15 protein-coding genes are annotated in these 15,191 nt (G+C 61.0%); 8 read left to right on the top strand and 7 right to left on the bottom strand.

What is annotated here, in order from left to right; translation table 11 throughout:
- The first annotated feature begins 179 nt into the window (after window positions 1–179).
- From LGH70_RS20300 to LGH70_RS20285, 4 genes are all read left to right on the top strand, one after another.
- The gene (locus LGH70_RS20300) at window positions 180–896 is read left to right on the top strand and encodes a hypothetical protein (protein ID WP_226189504.1); all 717 of its coding nucleotides are present in this window, start codon (window positions 180–182) and stop codon (window positions 894–896) included.
- 591 nt (window positions 897–1,487) lie between these two features.
- A complete protein-coding gene (locus LGH70_RS20295; RefSeq protein ID WP_226189503.1) occupies window positions 1,488–2,408 on the top strand; it encodes an alpha/beta hydrolase in 921 nt (306 codons plus the stop codon).
- Window positions 2,409–2,606: 198 nt separating this feature from the next.
- The gene (locus LGH70_RS20290) at window positions 2,607–3,155 is read left to right on the top strand and encodes a YMGG-like glycine zipper-containing protein (protein ID WP_226189501.1); all 549 of its coding nucleotides are present in this window, start codon (window positions 2,607–2,609) and stop codon (window positions 3,153–3,155) included.
- A gap of 86 nt (window positions 3,156–3,241) precedes the next feature.
- Window positions 3,242–3,709: a YybH family protein gene (locus LGH70_RS20285; RefSeq protein ID WP_135397004.1), complete on the top strand. Its 468-nt coding sequence runs from the start codon at window positions 3,242–3,244 to the stop codon at window positions 3,707–3,709.
- Between the two features lie 147 nt (window positions 3,710–3,856).
- Here LGH70_RS20285 and LGH70_RS20280 read toward each other — a convergent pair whose 3' ends face one another.
- The gene (locus LGH70_RS20280) at window positions 3,857–4,261 is read right to left on the bottom strand and encodes a DUF779 domain-containing protein (protein ID WP_226189500.1); all 405 of its coding nucleotides are present in this window, start codon (window positions 4,259–4,261) and stop codon (window positions 3,857–3,859) included.
- 67 nt (window positions 4,262–4,328) lie between these two features.
- On the opposite strand from LGH70_RS20280, the gene LGH70_RS20275 reads away from it, so the two are divergent.
- Window positions 4,329–4,706, top strand: a complete 378-nt coding sequence (locus LGH70_RS20275; protein ID WP_226189497.1) for a four helix bundle protein — start codon at window positions 4,329–4,331, stop codon at window positions 4,704–4,706.
- 59 nt (window positions 4,707–4,765) lie between these two features.
- On the opposite strand, the gene LGH70_RS20270 is transcribed toward LGH70_RS20275, so the two are convergent.
- The gene (locus LGH70_RS20270) at window positions 4,766–6,295 is read right to left on the bottom strand and encodes an aldehyde dehydrogenase family protein (protein ID WP_226189496.1); all 1,530 of its coding nucleotides are present in this window, start codon (window positions 6,293–6,295) and stop codon (window positions 4,766–4,768) included.
- A 137-nt stretch (window positions 6,296–6,432) separates the two neighbouring features.
- On the opposite strand from LGH70_RS20270, the gene LGH70_RS20265 reads away from it, so the two are divergent.
- Window positions 6,433–7,353 (top strand): AraC family transcriptional regulator, encoded by a 921-nt coding sequence (locus LGH70_RS20265; protein WP_226189494.1) that lies wholly within the window; start codon window positions 6,433–6,435, stop codon window positions 7,351–7,353.
- Between the two features lie 79 nt (window positions 7,354–7,432).
- Entirely contained in the window at window positions 7,433–9,922 is a 2,490-nt protein-coding gene (locus tag LGH70_RS20260; protein WP_226189493.1) for a M1 family aminopeptidase, read from the top strand.
- 81 nt (window positions 9,923–10,003) lie between these two features.
- Here the strand turns inward: LGH70_RS20260 and LGH70_RS20255 are convergent, their stop codons facing one another.
- Window positions 10,004–10,528, bottom strand: a complete 525-nt coding sequence (locus LGH70_RS20255) for a GreA/GreB family elongation factor (protein ID WP_226189491.1) — start codon at window positions 10,526–10,528, stop codon at window positions 10,004–10,006.
- Window positions 10,529–10,784: 256 nt separating this feature from the next.
- On the opposite strand from LGH70_RS20255, the gene LGH70_RS20250 reads away from it, so the two are divergent.
- Window positions 10,785–11,999: an MFS transporter gene (locus LGH70_RS20250; protein ID WP_226189490.1), complete on the top strand. Its 1,215-nt coding sequence runs from the start codon at window positions 10,785–10,787 to the stop codon at window positions 11,997–11,999.
- 92 nt (window positions 12,000–12,091) lie between these two features.
- Here LGH70_RS20250 and rfbD read toward each other — a convergent pair whose 3' ends face one another.
- From rfbD to LGH70_RS20230, 4 genes are all read right to left on the bottom strand, one after another.
- Entirely contained in the window at window positions 12,092–12,949 is an 858-nt protein-coding gene (gene rfbD, locus LGH70_RS20245; protein WP_226189488.1) for a dTDP-4-dehydrorhamnose reductase, read from the bottom strand.
- Window positions 12,950–13,032: 83 nt separating this feature from the next.
- Complete coding sequence (locus tag LGH70_RS20240) at window positions 13,033–13,962, bottom strand: TIGR03915 family putative DNA repair protein (protein WP_226189487.1); 930 nt, start codon at window positions 13,960–13,962, stop codon at window positions 13,033–13,035.
- A gap of 63 nt (window positions 13,963–14,025) precedes the next feature.
- Complete coding sequence (locus tag LGH70_RS20235; protein ID WP_226189485.1) at window positions 14,026–14,907, bottom strand: alpha/beta fold hydrolase; 882 nt, start codon at window positions 14,905–14,907, stop codon at window positions 14,026–14,028.
- Window positions 14,908–14,929: 22 nt separating this feature from the next.
- Window positions 14,930–15,118 (bottom strand): hypothetical protein, encoded by a 189-nt coding sequence (locus LGH70_RS20230; RefSeq protein WP_226189483.1) that lies wholly within the window; start codon window positions 15,116–15,118, stop codon window positions 14,930–14,932.
- Window positions 15,119–15,191: the final 73 nt, after the last annotated feature.

Genomic DNA, 15,191 nt, shown 5'->3' with positions numbered 1-15,191 from the left:
GTTCTGCCAAAGAATATTGCTATCCTAACAGACACCACCCTTGCACCGGCGCCCATTTCTACCCATCTTTCAACCACTTACCGCTACCCTATCCGCCTGGCTCGGGCCCCGTTACACACCGCGCTTATCTTCGCTCCGGCCGCTTGTCTTATCCTCTTATTTCTTCCCTTTTCCCCGTTATGTACAACGAACGGTACGACAACCATTTCCGGCGCCTGACGGCCTCGCGCGACACGCTGGCTTCTTTTGCCGACTTCACCCTGGAGGCCCTGCGCCTGGCCGCCGTGCCCAAGCTGCTGCGCGACGAGCGGCCTGCTCTAGAGGCTGCCCTCGATAAGTACCGCCAGGGCCTAAGTGGGCGCACCAGCGGCAGCGGGCAGCGCCAGAGCGGTACTCAAACTGAGGACCAGGCCTTCAAAAGCTTTAAAAAGCTGGTGCAGGCCACCGATAAGAAGCTGCTGCAGCCCCGCTTCTACGACCACCCCACCGAGAAAGCCCTGTTCTACCCCGACAAGCTCAGTGGCCTGACCGAAGCTCCCAAAACCAAGCGCTTCACCCGCTTTACGGCCTACGTGCAGCAGCTGGAAGCTCACCCCGACGCCGGCCTACAGGCTGCCGGGGCCCAGGCCAAAGCCCTGCTGATAGCCTACTCTGCCGCCACGGCCGCCAAAAACCAGGGCAGCAAGATCGTAAAGGACACCATCTCAGCCTTGGGTCCTGATGCCCAGTCTCTGGCCGACGCCTTGTGGGACGTGCACTGCACCGCCCTCTACGTGCACCGCCGCGAGCCCGCCAAAGCCCCCACGTACTTCGCTTACGACAAGCTTCTGAAGCGGAACGGCCAACGCACCACCGCCCGCAAAGGCATTCTACCCCCTGCTCCCGCGGCTGAATAGCGTCTGCACCGGTGCAGGATGCCTACCGGGCGGCCGGTACAGGCTCTGCACCGGTGCAGGAAGCCTGCCGGGTGGCCTGGACCCATCGTGCACCGGTGCAGAAGGATTGCCGGGTACCCGGAATAGGTTCTACACCGGTGCAGGGTGTCTGCCGGACTGCCGATACAGGCTCTGCACCGGTGCAGAAGGCAGCCGGAGGATCCGGCAGACACCCTGCACCGGTGCAGATACCATAGCGCCCCCTGCCAGAGCTAGTGGCTTTTCTACAAGCCCCGCCGGCCAGGTGCCGACGGGGCTTGTGCATGTTCCGGGCGGGCCCTGGGCGAGCCGCATACCGGGGCGGGAACGGGGCGGTTGGGGCTGGGGTAGTTTATTTCCGGCCACGCGGCTTTGCGGCGCGGGTTCTACCCGGCTTTTGCATTTCTTTGCTGAGCACCTGTTGGGCCAGCCCAGAGTGCAGGGCCCCGGCGTTGCGCCCCCGCCCGAGAGGGGACCAGCGCGGTCCTGTTCCCGTGCGGCTCCGCGGCCCCGCGGCGCGCCCAGCTGCTGCCCGTTTCTTTTCAACGCTCATCTTCTTGCCCCGTCCTGCGTATGAAAAAGCTCTTTGCCCTCACTCTGGCCCTTGTTGCCGCTCCTGCCTTGCTGTTTGCCCAAGCTACCGTGTCGCTCTACTCGGGCACCATTCCCAACTCCATTGCCACCAACCTGCAGGAAAGCAGCATTACGCTGGCCAACGGCGGGGTGCGCATCTCCAACGTGGTGCAGCCCACGCTGCAGGTGTTTCGGCCGGCCAAAGACAAGGCCAACGGCACGGCCATCGTCATCTGCCCCGGCGGCGGCTACACGCGCCTCTCTATCGACAGTGAGGGCACCGACGTGGCCAAGCGCCTGAACGAAATGGGCGTCACGGCCTTCGTGCTCAAGTACCGCCTGCCCAACGACCAGAGTCAGCCAGACAAAACTACGGCCTCACTGCTGGATGCCCAGCAGGCCCTGCGCCTGGTGCGGCAGCGGGCCACCGAGTACGGCATCAACTCTTCCCGGGTGGGCATCATGGGCTTCTCGGCGGGCGGCCACTTGGCCTCCACAGCCGGCACCCATTTCGCCCCCCCCGCCGGCGACACGAAGGATAACCCCTCTGTGCGCCCCGACTTTCTGGTGCTGCTCTACCCCGTTATCAGCTTCACCGACAGCCTGGCCCACGCCGGCTCCCGCGAGCGGCTGCTGGGCACAGCGCCCACGCCCGAGCAAATCCGGCTCTACTCCAACGAGCAGCAGGTGACGTCCCTGACGCCGCCCACCTTTCTGGTGCACGCCGCCGACGACAAAACGGTGAAAGTGCAGAACAGCCTGCGCTTCTACGAGGCCTGCCTGCGGGCCGGCGTGCCGGTCGAAATGCACCTCTACCCCAAGGGCGGCCACGGCTTTGGCCTGCACAATAAGACCACCAAAGACAACTGGCCCGAGCGGCTGCAGAACTGGCTCGATGCCAACGGCTGGCTGGCGAAATAAGCCTTTTGCTGAACCCTGAGAAGCCTTATCCGGGTTGCTGGCAGCTGTTTCTTGGGCTGGGGCCGCTAATCCGGAGCCGGCGCGGCTTCGTATAGGCTTAGCAGAACCGTAGCCCGATGGCATCCGTACTGGCACGGTGCTTGCAAAACACTTTCTCACAACTGAAGAAGTGTTTCTGAAACCTTAAAGAACATAGTCATGAAAAAGGTCAGTTTGATTCTCGCTCTGGTAATGATGCTCACCTCGGTGCTTAGCAACGTAGCCCAGGCCCAGGAACGAAAGAAATGGAGCCCCCAGGCTAAAGGTGCAGTTATTGGTGGTCTGGGCGGCGCTGCCGCCGGTGCCATCATTCACAAGCGCAACCGCGCCGTGGGTGGCGTAGTAGGTGGTGTGGCTGGTGCCGGTGTAGGCTATGCCATTGGTAAGCGCACCGACAACAAGCGCAAGGAAGCCGCCCGCGTAGCGGCCGCCAACCGCGCTGCTGCCAACCGCGCCGCTGAGGCCCGCGCCGAGCGTGCCGCCCTGGCCCGCCGCGTAGATGCCGCCGAGCGTAAAGCCGACCTGGCCGCTCAGGCCCAGAAACAACAGCAGCAGTATCCTGCCATGGCCAACGGCTTTGCCGCCAACACGCCCATGATGCTGACCGCCGCTAACGGCCCCGTAGCCGCCGGCTACCTGCCCAACGAGTCGTACGGCGACCGTAACAAAGCCTACTCGACCTCGGAAGTTCGTCGTAAGAGCTGGTAACTCCGGACTTTGCTTAGTTTCGCCGACTCCAGCCCCGTGCCGGAGTCGGCGAAATTGTTTCCATCCCCCACCAAACCCCTGACTGTATGAAGTCCCTTCTCTGGATGATGCCCTTGACGGTAGTTCTGGCTTCCTCCTGCACCAAAACCGCTGAAACGCCCGCTACGGCGGTCAATGCGCAAACGCTCAACCAGCAATTCATCAGCGCCTGGAACAGCAAAAACGCAATTCAGCTCGACACCCTGTTTGCCGACGACGTGCACTTCCTGCAGGGCGAAACCCACTTTCAGGGCAAATCGGAAGTATCGAACCGCTGGGTGCGCGAAACGATGGGCACCATTTCCAACCTGCGCCTGAACGTAGCCTCCTCCGGCACCGATGCCCAGACGGCCTACGAGGGCGGCACCTACGTCGTCGACGTTATTCCGACTACGCCCGGCACGCCTATGGGCGTGGGCGAAGGCAACTTTATCCTGCTCTGGAAAAAGAACCCCAAGGGCGCCTGGAAGCTCAGCTACGCCCAGCTCGAAGGCTTGCCGGTTCGGGTGCGGTAAACGGCACTAGTAGCGCGAACTGCGTAGTTTGCGTGGCCCGCGCCGTTATAATCGTTCTACCACGCGAACTACACAGTTCGCGCTACTGAAAAACAGAAAGCCCCGGCAGCTGCTGCCGGGGCTTTCTGTTTTTGGCCGAAGCCAATTCTATTCTTCCGGTGCCCGCTCCAGGTATTCTTCCCCGTCATACACTGGGGCCATGTTCTGCTCCTCCTGCTCCGTAAACAGCCGGGAGCGAATCAGGAAACGGATGCCCAGCGGGATTTCCAGGGAGAAGCTTGCGCCCCGGCCTTTCACCACATCCACCGTGAGCTGGGTGTGCTGCCAGTACTCAAACTGGCTGGCGCTCATGAAAAAGTCGCAGCCGTGAATCTGGCCCAGCCACATGTCGCTGCCCCCCACCCGGAACTCGCCCTTGGCAAAGCACATGGGCGAGGAACCGTCGCAGCAGCCCCCGCTCTGGTGAAACATTAGCGGGCCATGCTCGTCGCGCAGCAGGTCGATGGTGGCTTCGGCGGCGGCTGTGACGAGTACGCGCGGGGTTGGGAGCATGAGGTGAATGTATGAATGGCAGAATGATTGAATGACTTATATTGAAGCTGTTATACTTCTTTGGCTAATGGACACTACTACAAAAGTTGAATTTATCAGCACTTTTAAACAACGAACCAAGAATGCGGCGCTACGAATTATTAAGCTATACCAGAGCTTGCCCCAAACCGGAGAGGCGCAAATAGTTGGCAAGCAACTGTTGCGCTCAGCCACATCTGTTGCCGCCAACTACCGGGCAGTATGCCGGGCTCGTTCAGGGAATGAACAGTTTGCGAAGCTTTGTATTTGTGTTGAGGAAGCCGATGAAAGTCAGCTTTGGCTCGAACTGCTGGGCGAGGCAGGTATAGTTCCTTATGCTCGCCTAACTGATCTGATGCAGGAATACTTAGAAATTGTTTCCGTCTTGGAAAAAGCCCGCAGTACCCATAGAACAATGAGAGAATGAGTGAATGGAGAACGATGGAGCAAAATTCAATCATTCTCCATTCACTCATTCTCTCATTGTTAAAAGAAGCCTAGCGGCTGCTGGCTGTAGCTGATGAGCATGTTCTTGGTCTGCCGGTAGTGGGCCAGCATCATCTTGTGGTTTTCGCGGCCGAAACCGGAAGCCTTGTAGCCGCCGAAGGGCGCCCCGGCGGGGTAGTCGTGGTAGCAGTTTACCCATACGCGGCCGGCCTGAATAGCGCGGGGCATGGTATAGAGCTCATGGGCGTCGCGGCTCCAGAGGCCGGCCCCGAGGCCGTAGAGCGTGTCGTTGGCCAGCTCGATGGCGTGGTCGTTGTCCTTAAAAGTCGTAACGGACAGCACCGGACCGAAGATTTCCTCCTGGAAAATCCGCATTTTGTTGTGGCCCCGGAAGATGGTGGGCTGGATGTAGTAGCCGTCGGTCAGCTCGTCGTGCTCATGGTCGCGGTGGGCCTCGCCGCCGGTCAGTACTTCGGCGCCCTCGGCCTTGCCGATTTCCAGGTAGCTCAGGATTTTCTCGTACTGGTCGTTGCTGGCCTGGGCGCCCATCATGGTGCTGGGGTCGAGGGGGTGGCCGAGCTTAATGGCTTTCACCCGCTCAATCAGGCGGGGCATGAAAGCGTCGTAGATATCCTCGTGGATGAGCAGGCGCGAGGGACAGGTGCAGATTTCGCCCTGGTTGAGGGCAAACATGGCCGCGCCCTCCAGGCACTTATCCAGGAAGTCGTCGTCGGCATCCATCACCGATTTGCAGAAGATGTTCGGCGACTTGCCGCCCAGCTCCATGGTCACGGGAATGATGTTTTCGGCGGCGTACTGCAGAATCAGGCGGCCGGTGGTGGTTTCGCCGGTGAAAGACACCTTCTGCACGCGCTTGTTGGAGGCCAGGGGCTTGCCGGCTTCCAGGCCGAAGCCGTTCACCACGTTTACCACGCCGGCCGGAATGACGTCCTGAATCAGCTCCATCAGAATCATGATGCTGGCGGGCGTTTGCTCGGCGGGCTTCATCACCACGCAGCAGCCCGCGGCCAGGGCCGGGGCCAGCTTCCAGGTGGCCATCAGCAGCGGGAAGTTCCAGGGAATAATCTGGCCCACCACGCCCAGCGGCTCCTGAATCACGAGCGACAAAGTGGTTTCGTTCAGTTCGGTGGCCGAGCCTTCCTCGGCCCGGATGACGCCGGCGAAGTAGCGGAAATGGTCGATGCACAGGGGCAGGTCGGCGGCCATGGTTTCGCGGATAGCCTTGCCGTTTTCTACCGTTTCGGCGGCAGCCAGGTGCTCCAGGTTGGCCTCCATAATGTCGGCAATCTTGAGCAGCACGTTGCTGCGCGTGGCGGCCGAGGCCTTGCTCCACGACTTAAACGCCTCATGGGCCGCGTCCAGGGCCAGCTCAATATCTTCCTTCGTGGAGCGTGCCACCTTACAAAACGCCTTGCCGTCGATGGGCGAAGGATTGTCGAAATACTGACCCTTAACCGGCGCAACCCATTTGCCGCCGATGAAGTTGTCGTAGTGCGATTTGAACTGGGGACGAGCAACGAGAGTGGAAGGCTTTTCTAACGTTTCCATGAGGTGGGTGTTAATGAGTGATGACTTACTCACAAGGTAGCTTCTGAAATTGCCAGAAAATATGTAGTATTCTCTCAACAAGCTCGGGGATAGTCGCAAGTTTCCCGAAGGTGCCATCCGCCCATTTATCCGCTGCCATGAACCCACGCCTGCTGCCCGCCCTCCACACCCAGGAAGACCTCACCACGCTGGTTGAAAACCGCACCGTATACTGCCTGGACGCCTTTGAGCTCAACATCTTCGAAACCCACCAGACGGCCCGGCGCGTGCCCCTGAGCATGGGCAGCCTGGTGCTGACGACCATGCTGCGGGGCAAAAAAGTGATGCACCTGAGCGGGCAAGCCGCCTTCGACTACCTGCCGGGCGAGTCGGTGATTGTGGGCGAGCAGCAGGTGATGGAAATTGACTTTCCCGAAGCCACCCCCGACAACCCCACCCAGTGCCTGGCCGTGGCCATTCCCTCGGATACCATCCGGCACACCGTGGACTTGCTCAACGAGCGGTTCCCGCTGGCCGAGGAGCACACGCCCTGGCATCTCGACGCTAACAACAATACCCACCTGACCAACACGCCCGAGCTGACCGGCACCCTGGAGCGCCTGGTGCACTTGTCGCAGGAAACCCACGCGGCTAAGGATGTGCTGGCCGGCTTCACGCTGCAGGAGCTGCTGATCCGGCTGATGCAGACCAATGCCCGCCAGCTGATTTTCCATAACTACGCCCAGCACCTGACCTCCCACCGCTTTGCCCAGGTGGTGCAGTACATCAAGCGCCACTTCACCGAGCAGATTACCGTCGACAAGCTCAGTGAGCTGGCCTGCATGAGCAAGGCCACCTTTTTTCGCCTCTTTAAGCGCGAGTTTGGCCTCACGCCGGTCGAGTACATCATTCGGGAGCGTATTGCCGAAGCCAAGCGCCTGCTGCGCAACCCGGTGACGACCGTAGCGGATGTGTGCTTCCGGGCCGGCTTCAACAACACGGCTTACTTCCAGACCATCTTCAAAAAGTACGAGGGCATCACGCCGGGCCTGTACAAAAAACAGTATGGCCTGGGGTAAAACGGCACCAGATTGCAGCCTTTAGGGCCGGAACGGTTACTTTCACGCAAAACCACTCCTCTCCCCTTCTCTGCATCCTGTGAAGAACATTCTTACCCTGAGTGTTGGCTTGCTGGCCGCCTCCGCCAGCTGGGCCCAGTCGCCAACGCTTACGCCCGTTGCCTCGGAGCCCCAGCTGCCCTACCGCGCTACCGACACCAAAATCAACGCGCTGGTGCACACCAAGCTGGCCGTGGGCTTCGATTACGCCAAGCGCTACCTCAACGGCAAAGCCTGGCTCACGCTCAAGCCCTACGCCTACGCCACCGACTCGCTGCGCCTCGACGCCAAGGGCATGGACATCAAAACCGTGGCCCTGATGGACGGTGCCACTCAGACGCCGCTTAAGTACGACTACGCCGACCAGAGCAATCTGCGCATTCAGCTGGGCCGGATGATGCCAGTGGGCACGCCCTACACGATTTATATTGAGTACACGGCCAAGCCCGACGAGCTAAAAGCCAAAGGCAGCGCGGCCATTACCGACGCCAAGGGCCTGTATTTTATCAACCCCGACAGCGCCGTGAAGGGCAAGCCGGTGCAGATCTGGACCCAGGGCGAGACGGAAGCCTCGTCGGCCTGGTTTCCGACCATCGATAGGCCCAACCAGAAGACGACCTCCGAAATCAGCATGACGGTGCCCAGCAAGTACGTGACGCTGAGCAACGGCAAGCTGGTGAGCCAGACACCGGCTGCCGCGGGCCTGCGCACCGATACCTGGAAGATGGAATTGCCCCACGCCCCCTACCTGTTTATGATGGCCGTCGGCGACTTTAAAATCTACGAGGATAAGTGGCGCGACAAGCCCGTGACCTATTATCTGGAGCCCAAGTACGCGCCCTTCGCCAAGCAGATTTTCGGCGACACGCCCGAAATGCTGGAGTTTTTCTCCAAGCGCCTGGGCGTAGATTACCCCTGGAACAAGTACGCCCAGATTGTGACGCGCGACTACGTGAGCGGGGCCATGGAAAACACCACGGCCACCCTGCACGGCGAGTTTCTGCAGATGGATGCCCGCGAGCTGCTTGACCGGGAGTATGCCAACAACCAGTCCGTTATTGCCCACGAGCTGTTTCACCAGTGGTTTGGCGACTACGTGACGGCCGAGAGCTGGAGCAACCTGACGGTGAATGAGTCGATGGCCGACATGAGCGAAGCGCTGTGGGCCGAGCACAAGTACGGCAAGGACGCCGCCGATGCCCACCGCCTGCAGTACATTCGCAACTACCTCAACAACCCCAATAACTACGGCAAAAACCTCGTGCGCTTCCACTATGGCGACAAAGAGGAAATGTTTGACGCCGTGACCTACCAGAAGGGCGGCGCTATTCAGGACATGCTGCGCACCTACCTCGGCGACGACGTGTACTTTGCCGGCCTGAACCAGTACCTGAAGCAGAACGCCCTGGGCAACGGCGAAGCCCACCAGATGCGCCTGGCCATGGAAGCCGCCTCGGGCCGCGACCTGAACTGGTTCTACAACCAATGGTACTACAACGCCGGCCACCCCGAAGTCAGCATCGACTACAGCTGGGACGCGGCCAAGAAAATGCAGAGCGTGACCATCAAGCAAACTCAGGAAGGCCCCGCGTTTCAGCTGCCCCTGACCATTGATCTGTACGTGAACGGCAAGCCCCAGCGCCACCAGGTGATGATGCGCCAGGCCACCGAAACCTTCCAGCTGGCGGCCAGCGCCAAGCCCGAACTGGTGAACGTGGACGCCACCAAGCTGACCGTATGGCTGAAAAAAGACAATAAGCCGCTGTCGGAGTTTGCGTACCAGTACGCCAACGCCCCGCTTTTCGGCGACCGGCGCGAGGCCATTATTGCGGCCAAGGACAAGCAGGACGAAGCTGCGGCCCGCACCCTGCTGGTAAAAGCCCTGTCGGATAAATTCTATATCCTACGCTCCGTGGCGGTAGGCGCCCTGGATCTGGAAAAAGCGCCGGTAGCTAAAGCCGCAGCGCCTACCCTGCGCAAAATGGCCGCCAACGACCCGCAGAACTCGGTGCGCGCCGATGCGCTGATGGCCCTGGCCAAGCTTAAGGAAAAGAAAGACGAGAAGCTGTTTGCCAAGCAGCTCGATAACCAGTCGTACCAGGTGAGTGCCGCGGCCCTGGCGGGCCTCACGGCCGTGGCACCGGCCAAAGGCCTGGCCCGGGCCAAGGCTTTGGAGTCGAGCGACAACCAGACGACGCTGGCGGCGGTAATTAATGTGTACGCCGCGCAGGGCGGAGACACGCAGTGGGCTTATGTGCGCGACAAGTTCGATGCCGCGCCCCTGCAGGCCCGTTTCGGACTGCTGGAAGGCCTTTCTACCATGCTCGTGCGCTTGAACGACCCGACCAACTTCGCTCAGGGCGTGGAGCGCATCAAGGCCATAGCCATTCAGTTTAAGGCCCAGGGCGCCGCCGAGCCCATGATTGGGCTGCTGCAGAGCGTGAAAGAGCGCAAAACTACCGGCCCCAACGTGCAGCAGGCCCAGCAAACCATCGACCAGGCCGTAGCGGAAATTCAGCAGGCTAAGTAGCCCTGACTTGGTCAACAGAAAAAGGCCCTTCACTATGTGGTGAAGGGCCTTTTCTTTTCTATGCCGTGATATTGAAAGTATCTAAACGGCTTCGTAGGATATAGCGGCTACTTCCACCGTTTCTTCCTTGGGGCCCAGCTTCAGGGTCACGGTTTTGCCCAGCTTGGCCCCGAGTACGGCGCGGGCAATGGGCGCTACGAAAGCTACTTTGCCGGCCACTACTGAGGCCTCATCGACGCCCACAATCGTAAATTTGCGCTCGAGTCCCACCTTGCCGCCCGCTTGGGTGCGTAGCGTGACGGTGGCGCCAAAGCGCACTTCCTTGGCGGGCTGGGTTTTGGGGTCCACGAGCTTGGCGCTGGCAATGCGGCTGGTCAGGTCGCTGATGCGGCCGTTGTAGAGCGAGAGGTGGCGGGTCCGGTCGGCGTCGTTGTCACGGTTGGCTTCGGCCTGCGCGCGTTCGGCTTCCAGCGTGGTCAGCTCCTCGCGCAGCAGTTCCAGGCCGCGGGGCGTCACGTAGTTGGGGGTATTGGGCGGCAAAGCGGCCCGGGGCGGGATGATGGTCGGCGCCTGAACGTCGTCCTCTTTGGTAAATGCGCGGCTCATACTTCTGCTTAACGCAGCGGCCGGAAGCGGAGTTATACCAAACCGGTAGTGAGAAAAGCAGCCCGGCCAAAAACCAAGGCACCGGCCACATTATTGGCCTCTTTATAACTCTTCAACATACCTGTGGGTTTAGCACTACGCGTAGCATCCCGGCGGCCCGAAACAGATAAAGCGCCGCTGCCAAGCATTGCCTGAACCCCACACTTTTTACTGCGGCCCACGGATAGTCAGCCGACTATTCCGGGTCTTTTCCCGCATGATTTCCTCTTCCTCCCCTCCCACTACCGCTCCTGCTCCCCACGCGGCCCCGCCCCTGACGCCCGCCCTGGTCTGGCTGATGGCCGTGGCCTGCGGGCTGGTAGTAGCCAATATCTACTACAACCAGCCCCTGCTGGCCGATATTGGCCGCACCTTCCGCCTCTCCGACAGCCGGGCCAGCCTGGTAGCTACCCTCACGCAGGTCGGCTACACCCTGGGCCTGTTCTTCGTGGTGCCCTTGGGCGACAAGCTGGAGCGCAAGCGTCTGATTCTGATGCTGCTTGTGCTGGCGGCTGGGGCTATGGCGGCGGCGGCCCTGGCGCCCTCGTTTGCTCTGCTCGTAGGAGCCAGCCTACTGATCGGGATATTTTCGGCCGTGCCCCAGCTGCTGGTACCCATGGCCGCCCACCTGGCCTCGGATGACGACCGGGGCCGGGTAGTAGGCAAGATTATGAGCGGCCTGCTGATTGGAATCCTGCTTTCCCGCACCCTAAGCGGCTACATCGGGGCCCACGGTGGCTGGCGGCTGGTGTTCGGCATGGGCAGCGGCGCCATGCTGGTGCTGGCCCTGATTCTGGCCTTTCGCCTGCCCAAGGACCAGCCCGACTTTGCCGGCACCTACGGCAGCCTGATGAAGTCCCTGGCTACGCTGACCCGCACGCTGCCTTCGCTGCGCAAGTCAGCGCTGACGGGTGGCTTCCTGTTTGCGTCCTTCAGCGTATTCTGGACTACGCTGGTTTTCTTCCTGGAGGGCAGCCCCTACTTCTACAAGAGCGACGTGGCCGGCTTCTTCGGCCTGATTGGCGCCTTAGGAGCCTTAGCCGCACCGTTGGCCGGCAAGTCGGCCGATACCCGAGGCCCGGCTTACGCCATTAATATCGGCATTGTCATGTCGCTGGGGGCGTATCTGGTGCTGGCTCTGGGGGGCTACTATCTGGTGGGGCTCGTGGTAGGTGTTATCGTGCTGGATATTGGTGTGCAGGTGACGCATATTTCCAACCAGTCGCGCATCTTTTCCCTGGTACCCGCAGCCCGCAGCCGCCTCAACACCATTTACATGACGGTTTACTTCATCGGCGGCTCGGTGGGCTCATTGGCCGGCGGCACGGCCTGGGCCCACTACCAGTGGCCGGGCGTGTGCGCCGTGGGCCTATTTTTCGTCGTGGCGGCTTACCTGGTAAACCGCTTCTACGGCAACGCCGCGCAAGCGTAGCCCCCAGGTAGCTCAACGCCAAAGAGCCGCTGCCCTTGTATGGATAGCGGCTCTTTGCATTTCAAGACTATCTATCGGCTAGGACGCCGCGCTTACGCGGGCAGGCGGCTGAGGCACACCGTCAGACTGTCGCGCCAGTGCGGAATGGCTACGCCCAGCTGGGTTTTAGCCTTGGTCTTGTCCAGCACCGAATAAGCCGGGCGCATGGCCTTGGTTGGGTATTCGGCCGTGCGAATCGGGGTAGTTTTCACTTGGGTCTGGCTCAGCTCGAAGATGGCCACGGCAAAATCGTACCAGGAAGTCACGCCCTCGTTGCTGTAGTGGTAGGTGCCGTAGTGCGGGCTCTGGGTTTCAATGATGGTCAGGATGCAGCCAGCCAGGTCGATGGCGTAGGTCGGCGTACCAGTCTGGTCCCAGATAACGCGCAGCTCGTCCCGCTCCCGGCCAAATTTGAGCATGGTTTTCACGAAGTTGTTGGCGTATTCGGAATACAGCCAGCTGGTGCGCAGAATGAAGTACTGCGGCGTATGCTGCGAAATCACCTGCTCGCCTTCCAGCTTGGTGAGGCCATACACGCTAATAGGCGCGGTTTCGTCGGTTTCGACCAACGGCTGGTTGCCGGTGCCGGCAAACACGAAGTCCGTCGAAATGTGAATCAGGGTGGTGCCGTGCGCGGCGCACAGCCGGCTCAGGTTTTCCACTCCGTCGCGGTTCACCTTCCGGGCAATGTCCACCTCATCTTCCGCCTTATCGACGGCGGTATAAGCGGCACAGTTGATGACGTACGTGGGCTTGTGCTGGGCAAACAAAGCTTGTAGGCCTTCGGGGTTGAGAATATTGGCTTGCTCTTCGGGCAGAAACACCAGATCCGGGGTATTTCTTTCCTTGGCTACGTGCGCCAAACACTGCCCTAATTGCCCGGAAGCTCCAAAAACCAGTACGCTACCCATATACTTTGCCGCTTGAGTTGATCAAAAGAGTGGCCGGCCGCGCGTGGTGCAGGGGGCCGGTGCCACGACAAAGTAAGAGGGTTTTACCCGAGCCGCAAGGTATCAGGCTGGGGTGGGCGCTTGTTTTTGATGGGCTCGAAGCGGGTTTCCCGGGGCTGTTTTTCGCTCAGATACTTCCAGTACCGCAGCGGAATGTGGCGCCGGTGCAGCTTGATATTCTTGCGCTCCGGAATATTGACGTGGTCGAAATACGTTTGCCACAGCACTTTAAACAGCGGCTCCCGCTCGTCGAGCACCGTGGCCGACACGCTGGTGCTGCGGCGCGGCGCGGCGGTATCGGGCTCAAACTGCACGATGTCGGTGCGGTGCAAATCGTAATAGAGGCCGTAGTGGCGGCGCCGGTCATAAATCAGCCAGCGCTGGTCGGCGTAGCGCTTGGTGAAGTGGGGCGCAATCAGCGGCAGCACGTCGAAATCGGGCTCAATGGTGGCGTGAAACAGCTCGTCCGCGGTTTTCTCGAAGCGCACAAAGGCCTCCATGCGGTGCTTTTCGCGGCCCATCTGCTGGGCCAGGTGCGCTACGCGCCGCACATTGTCGTCGGCGTAGTTTTCGGCTATATCCTGACTGGAGCGCATGGCCAGGTCGGCGTAGCGAAAAATGAGCAGCTCCCGGTCGGGCTGCTCGCTCAAGAACGCGTGAAACAGGCGGGTACGCGCCTCCGGAGTCATGTGGCGCAGCAGCCCTTCCCACACCCGTACCGCCGTGGCCTCGTGCGTTTCGACCAGCAGCGGCTGCGTGAACAGTCCGCCCTGGACCGCGCCTTCCGGCTGAATGCTGTTGGGTGCGGCCTTGCGGTCATAAATGGTGAACAGAACCGTCAGCAGGCCCTCAAATGAGCCGTCGTAGGTGTAGTCGAGCGGGGAAGCCGTTAGCGCCGGGGCCGCGGGCCGGTCGGCGCGTATGGCTTTGCCAGGCGTGGCGGGCTGGTTCAAAGGAGTCAGGGAGCGGCTCATAGCAGATACGATGGGAAGGCGGCAACACTATGACTATACTATTTATCGGCTGAGTTGGGATAATCAGGCCGCAAAAAAACGCAGCAGCAGGGCGTTTATAGCCTCGGCTTCCTCGTGCTGCACCCAGTGACTGGCGGGCAGATAGGTCAGTTGGGCCTGGTCGCAGAGCATGAGGCTGCGCTCGGCCATTTCCCGCTTCAGAAACGCGTCCTTCACGCCCCAGATGATATGGACCGGCACCGTTACCCGCCCCGCCGACTTCGTGTGACCGGGCGTACGCACCGCCGCGCGGTACCAGTTGATCATGCTGCGCATGGCCCCAGGCTGCCGCCAGGCCGCCACGTACTCGGCCAGATCAGCAGTACTGAAGGTACCGCGCCGACTGGTCTGTACCAGCGCTTGCCGGCCAAATAGCCAGTTATTGCGCCGCACCAGCCACTCGGGCAGCCAGGGCAGCTGAAAAAAGAAGATGTACCAACTCTTGCGCAACTGCTCCAGGCTGCGGCGCAGCGTGCGAAACATCACGCTCGGGTGGGGCACGTTCAGCACTGCCGCTTTGCGTATCCGCCCGGGATAGTGCGTAGCCAGGTGCCAGGTAACGGCCGCGCCCCAGTCGTGGCCCACCACCAAGACCTGCTGTTGCCCGGCGGCGTCGAGCAGGCCCAGCACGTCGCAGGCCAGCGTATCGAGGCGGTAGTCGGCTACGCGGCGGGGTTTGTCGCTCAGGTTGTAACCCCGCTGGTCGGGGGCCCACACGCGGTAGCCAGCCGCCGCCAGGGCGTCGACTTGCTTGTGCCAGGCATACCAGAATTCCGGGAAACCGTGCAGCAATACCACCAAAGGCCCATCCACGGGGCCGCACTGCACCACGTGCAGCCGGATGCCGTTGGTTTCGACATAGTGATGTTCGAGGTCGTAGTGAACCCTACGCTTTACCGCTAGCATAGCGCCGGGGTTGCGGTCGGGCTCAGGCTGCCTCAGGCCGGTCGGCCGTTTGGGTGGCACGGGCCCGGGTTTGCTCGTGCAGCTGGCGCACGATGGGCAGCAGGTCGCTGAGCTTGCAGCAGCAGGCCAGGCGGGCTACTTTTTCGGGTTTGGATTCAGTAGTGAGCGAAGCGGCCGACGCGTCGGCACCGCGGTGGGTAATAGTCATCATCGTAGTAGGTTAAGCAGGGGTAGCGGGTCAGGAAAGAGGGCAACAATCAACGGGGTACTGGCTGGTTTTGTCG

It is taken from the genome of Hymenobacter nitidus, assembly GCF_020447315.1.
Lineage (GTDB): Bacteria > Bacteroidota > Bacteroidia > Cytophagales > Hymenobacteraceae > Hymenobacter > Hymenobacter nitidus.
The sequence above is the reverse complement of the archived record's forward strand: the minus strand, read 5'-3'. Positions and strand labels throughout refer to the sequence as shown.

Coding starts and splice junctions, on each gene's coding strand:
- LGH70_RS20300 (WP_226189504.1), top strand. CDS start 180: ATGTACAACGAACGGTACGACAACCATTTCCGGCGCCTGACGGCCTCG.
- LGH70_RS20295 (WP_226189503.1), top strand. CDS start 1,488: ATGAAAAAGCTCTTTGCCCTCACTCTGGCCCTTGTTGCCGCTCCTGCC.
- LGH70_RS20290 (WP_226189501.1), top strand. CDS start 2,607: ATGAAAAAGGTCAGTTTGATTCTCGCTCTGGTAATGATGCTCACCTCG.
- LGH70_RS20285 (WP_135397004.1), top strand. CDS start 3,242: ATGAAGTCCCTTCTCTGGATGATGCCCTTGACGGTAGTTCTGGCTTCC.
- LGH70_RS20280 (WP_226189500.1), bottom strand. CDS start 4,261: ATGCTCCCAACCCCGCGCGTACTCGTCACAGCCGCCGCCGAAGCCACC.
- LGH70_RS20275 (WP_226189497.1), top strand. CDS start 4,329: ATGGACACTACTACAAAAGTTGAATTTATCAGCACTTTTAAACAACGA.
- LGH70_RS20270 (WP_226189496.1), bottom strand. CDS start 6,295: ATGGAAACGTTAGAAAAGCCTTCCACTCTCGTTGCTCGTCCCCAGTTC.
- LGH70_RS20265 (WP_226189494.1), top strand. CDS start 6,433: ATGAACCCACGCCTGCTGCCCGCCCTCCACACCCAGGAAGACCTCACC.
- LGH70_RS20255 (WP_226189491.1), bottom strand. CDS start 10,528: ATGAGCCGCGCATTTACCAAAGAGGACGACGTTCAGGCGCCGACCATC.
- LGH70_RS20250 (WP_226189490.1), top strand. CDS start 10,785: ATGATTTCCTCTTCCTCCCCTCCCACTACCGCTCCTGCTCCCCACGCG.
- rfbD (WP_226189488.1), bottom strand. CDS start 12,949: ATGGGTAGCGTACTGGTTTTTGGAGCTTCCGGGCAATTAGGGCAGTGT.
- LGH70_RS20240 (WP_226189487.1), bottom strand. CDS start 13,962: ATGAGCCGCTCCCTGACTCCTTTGAACCAGCCCGCCACGCCTGGCAAA.
- LGH70_RS20235 (WP_226189485.1), bottom strand. CDS start 14,907: ATGCTAGCGGTAAAGCGTAGGGTTCACTACGACCTCGAACATCACTAT.
- LGH70_RS20230 (WP_226189483.1), bottom strand. CDS start 15,118: ATGATGACTATTACCCACCGCGGTGCCGACGCGTCGGCCGCTTCGCTC.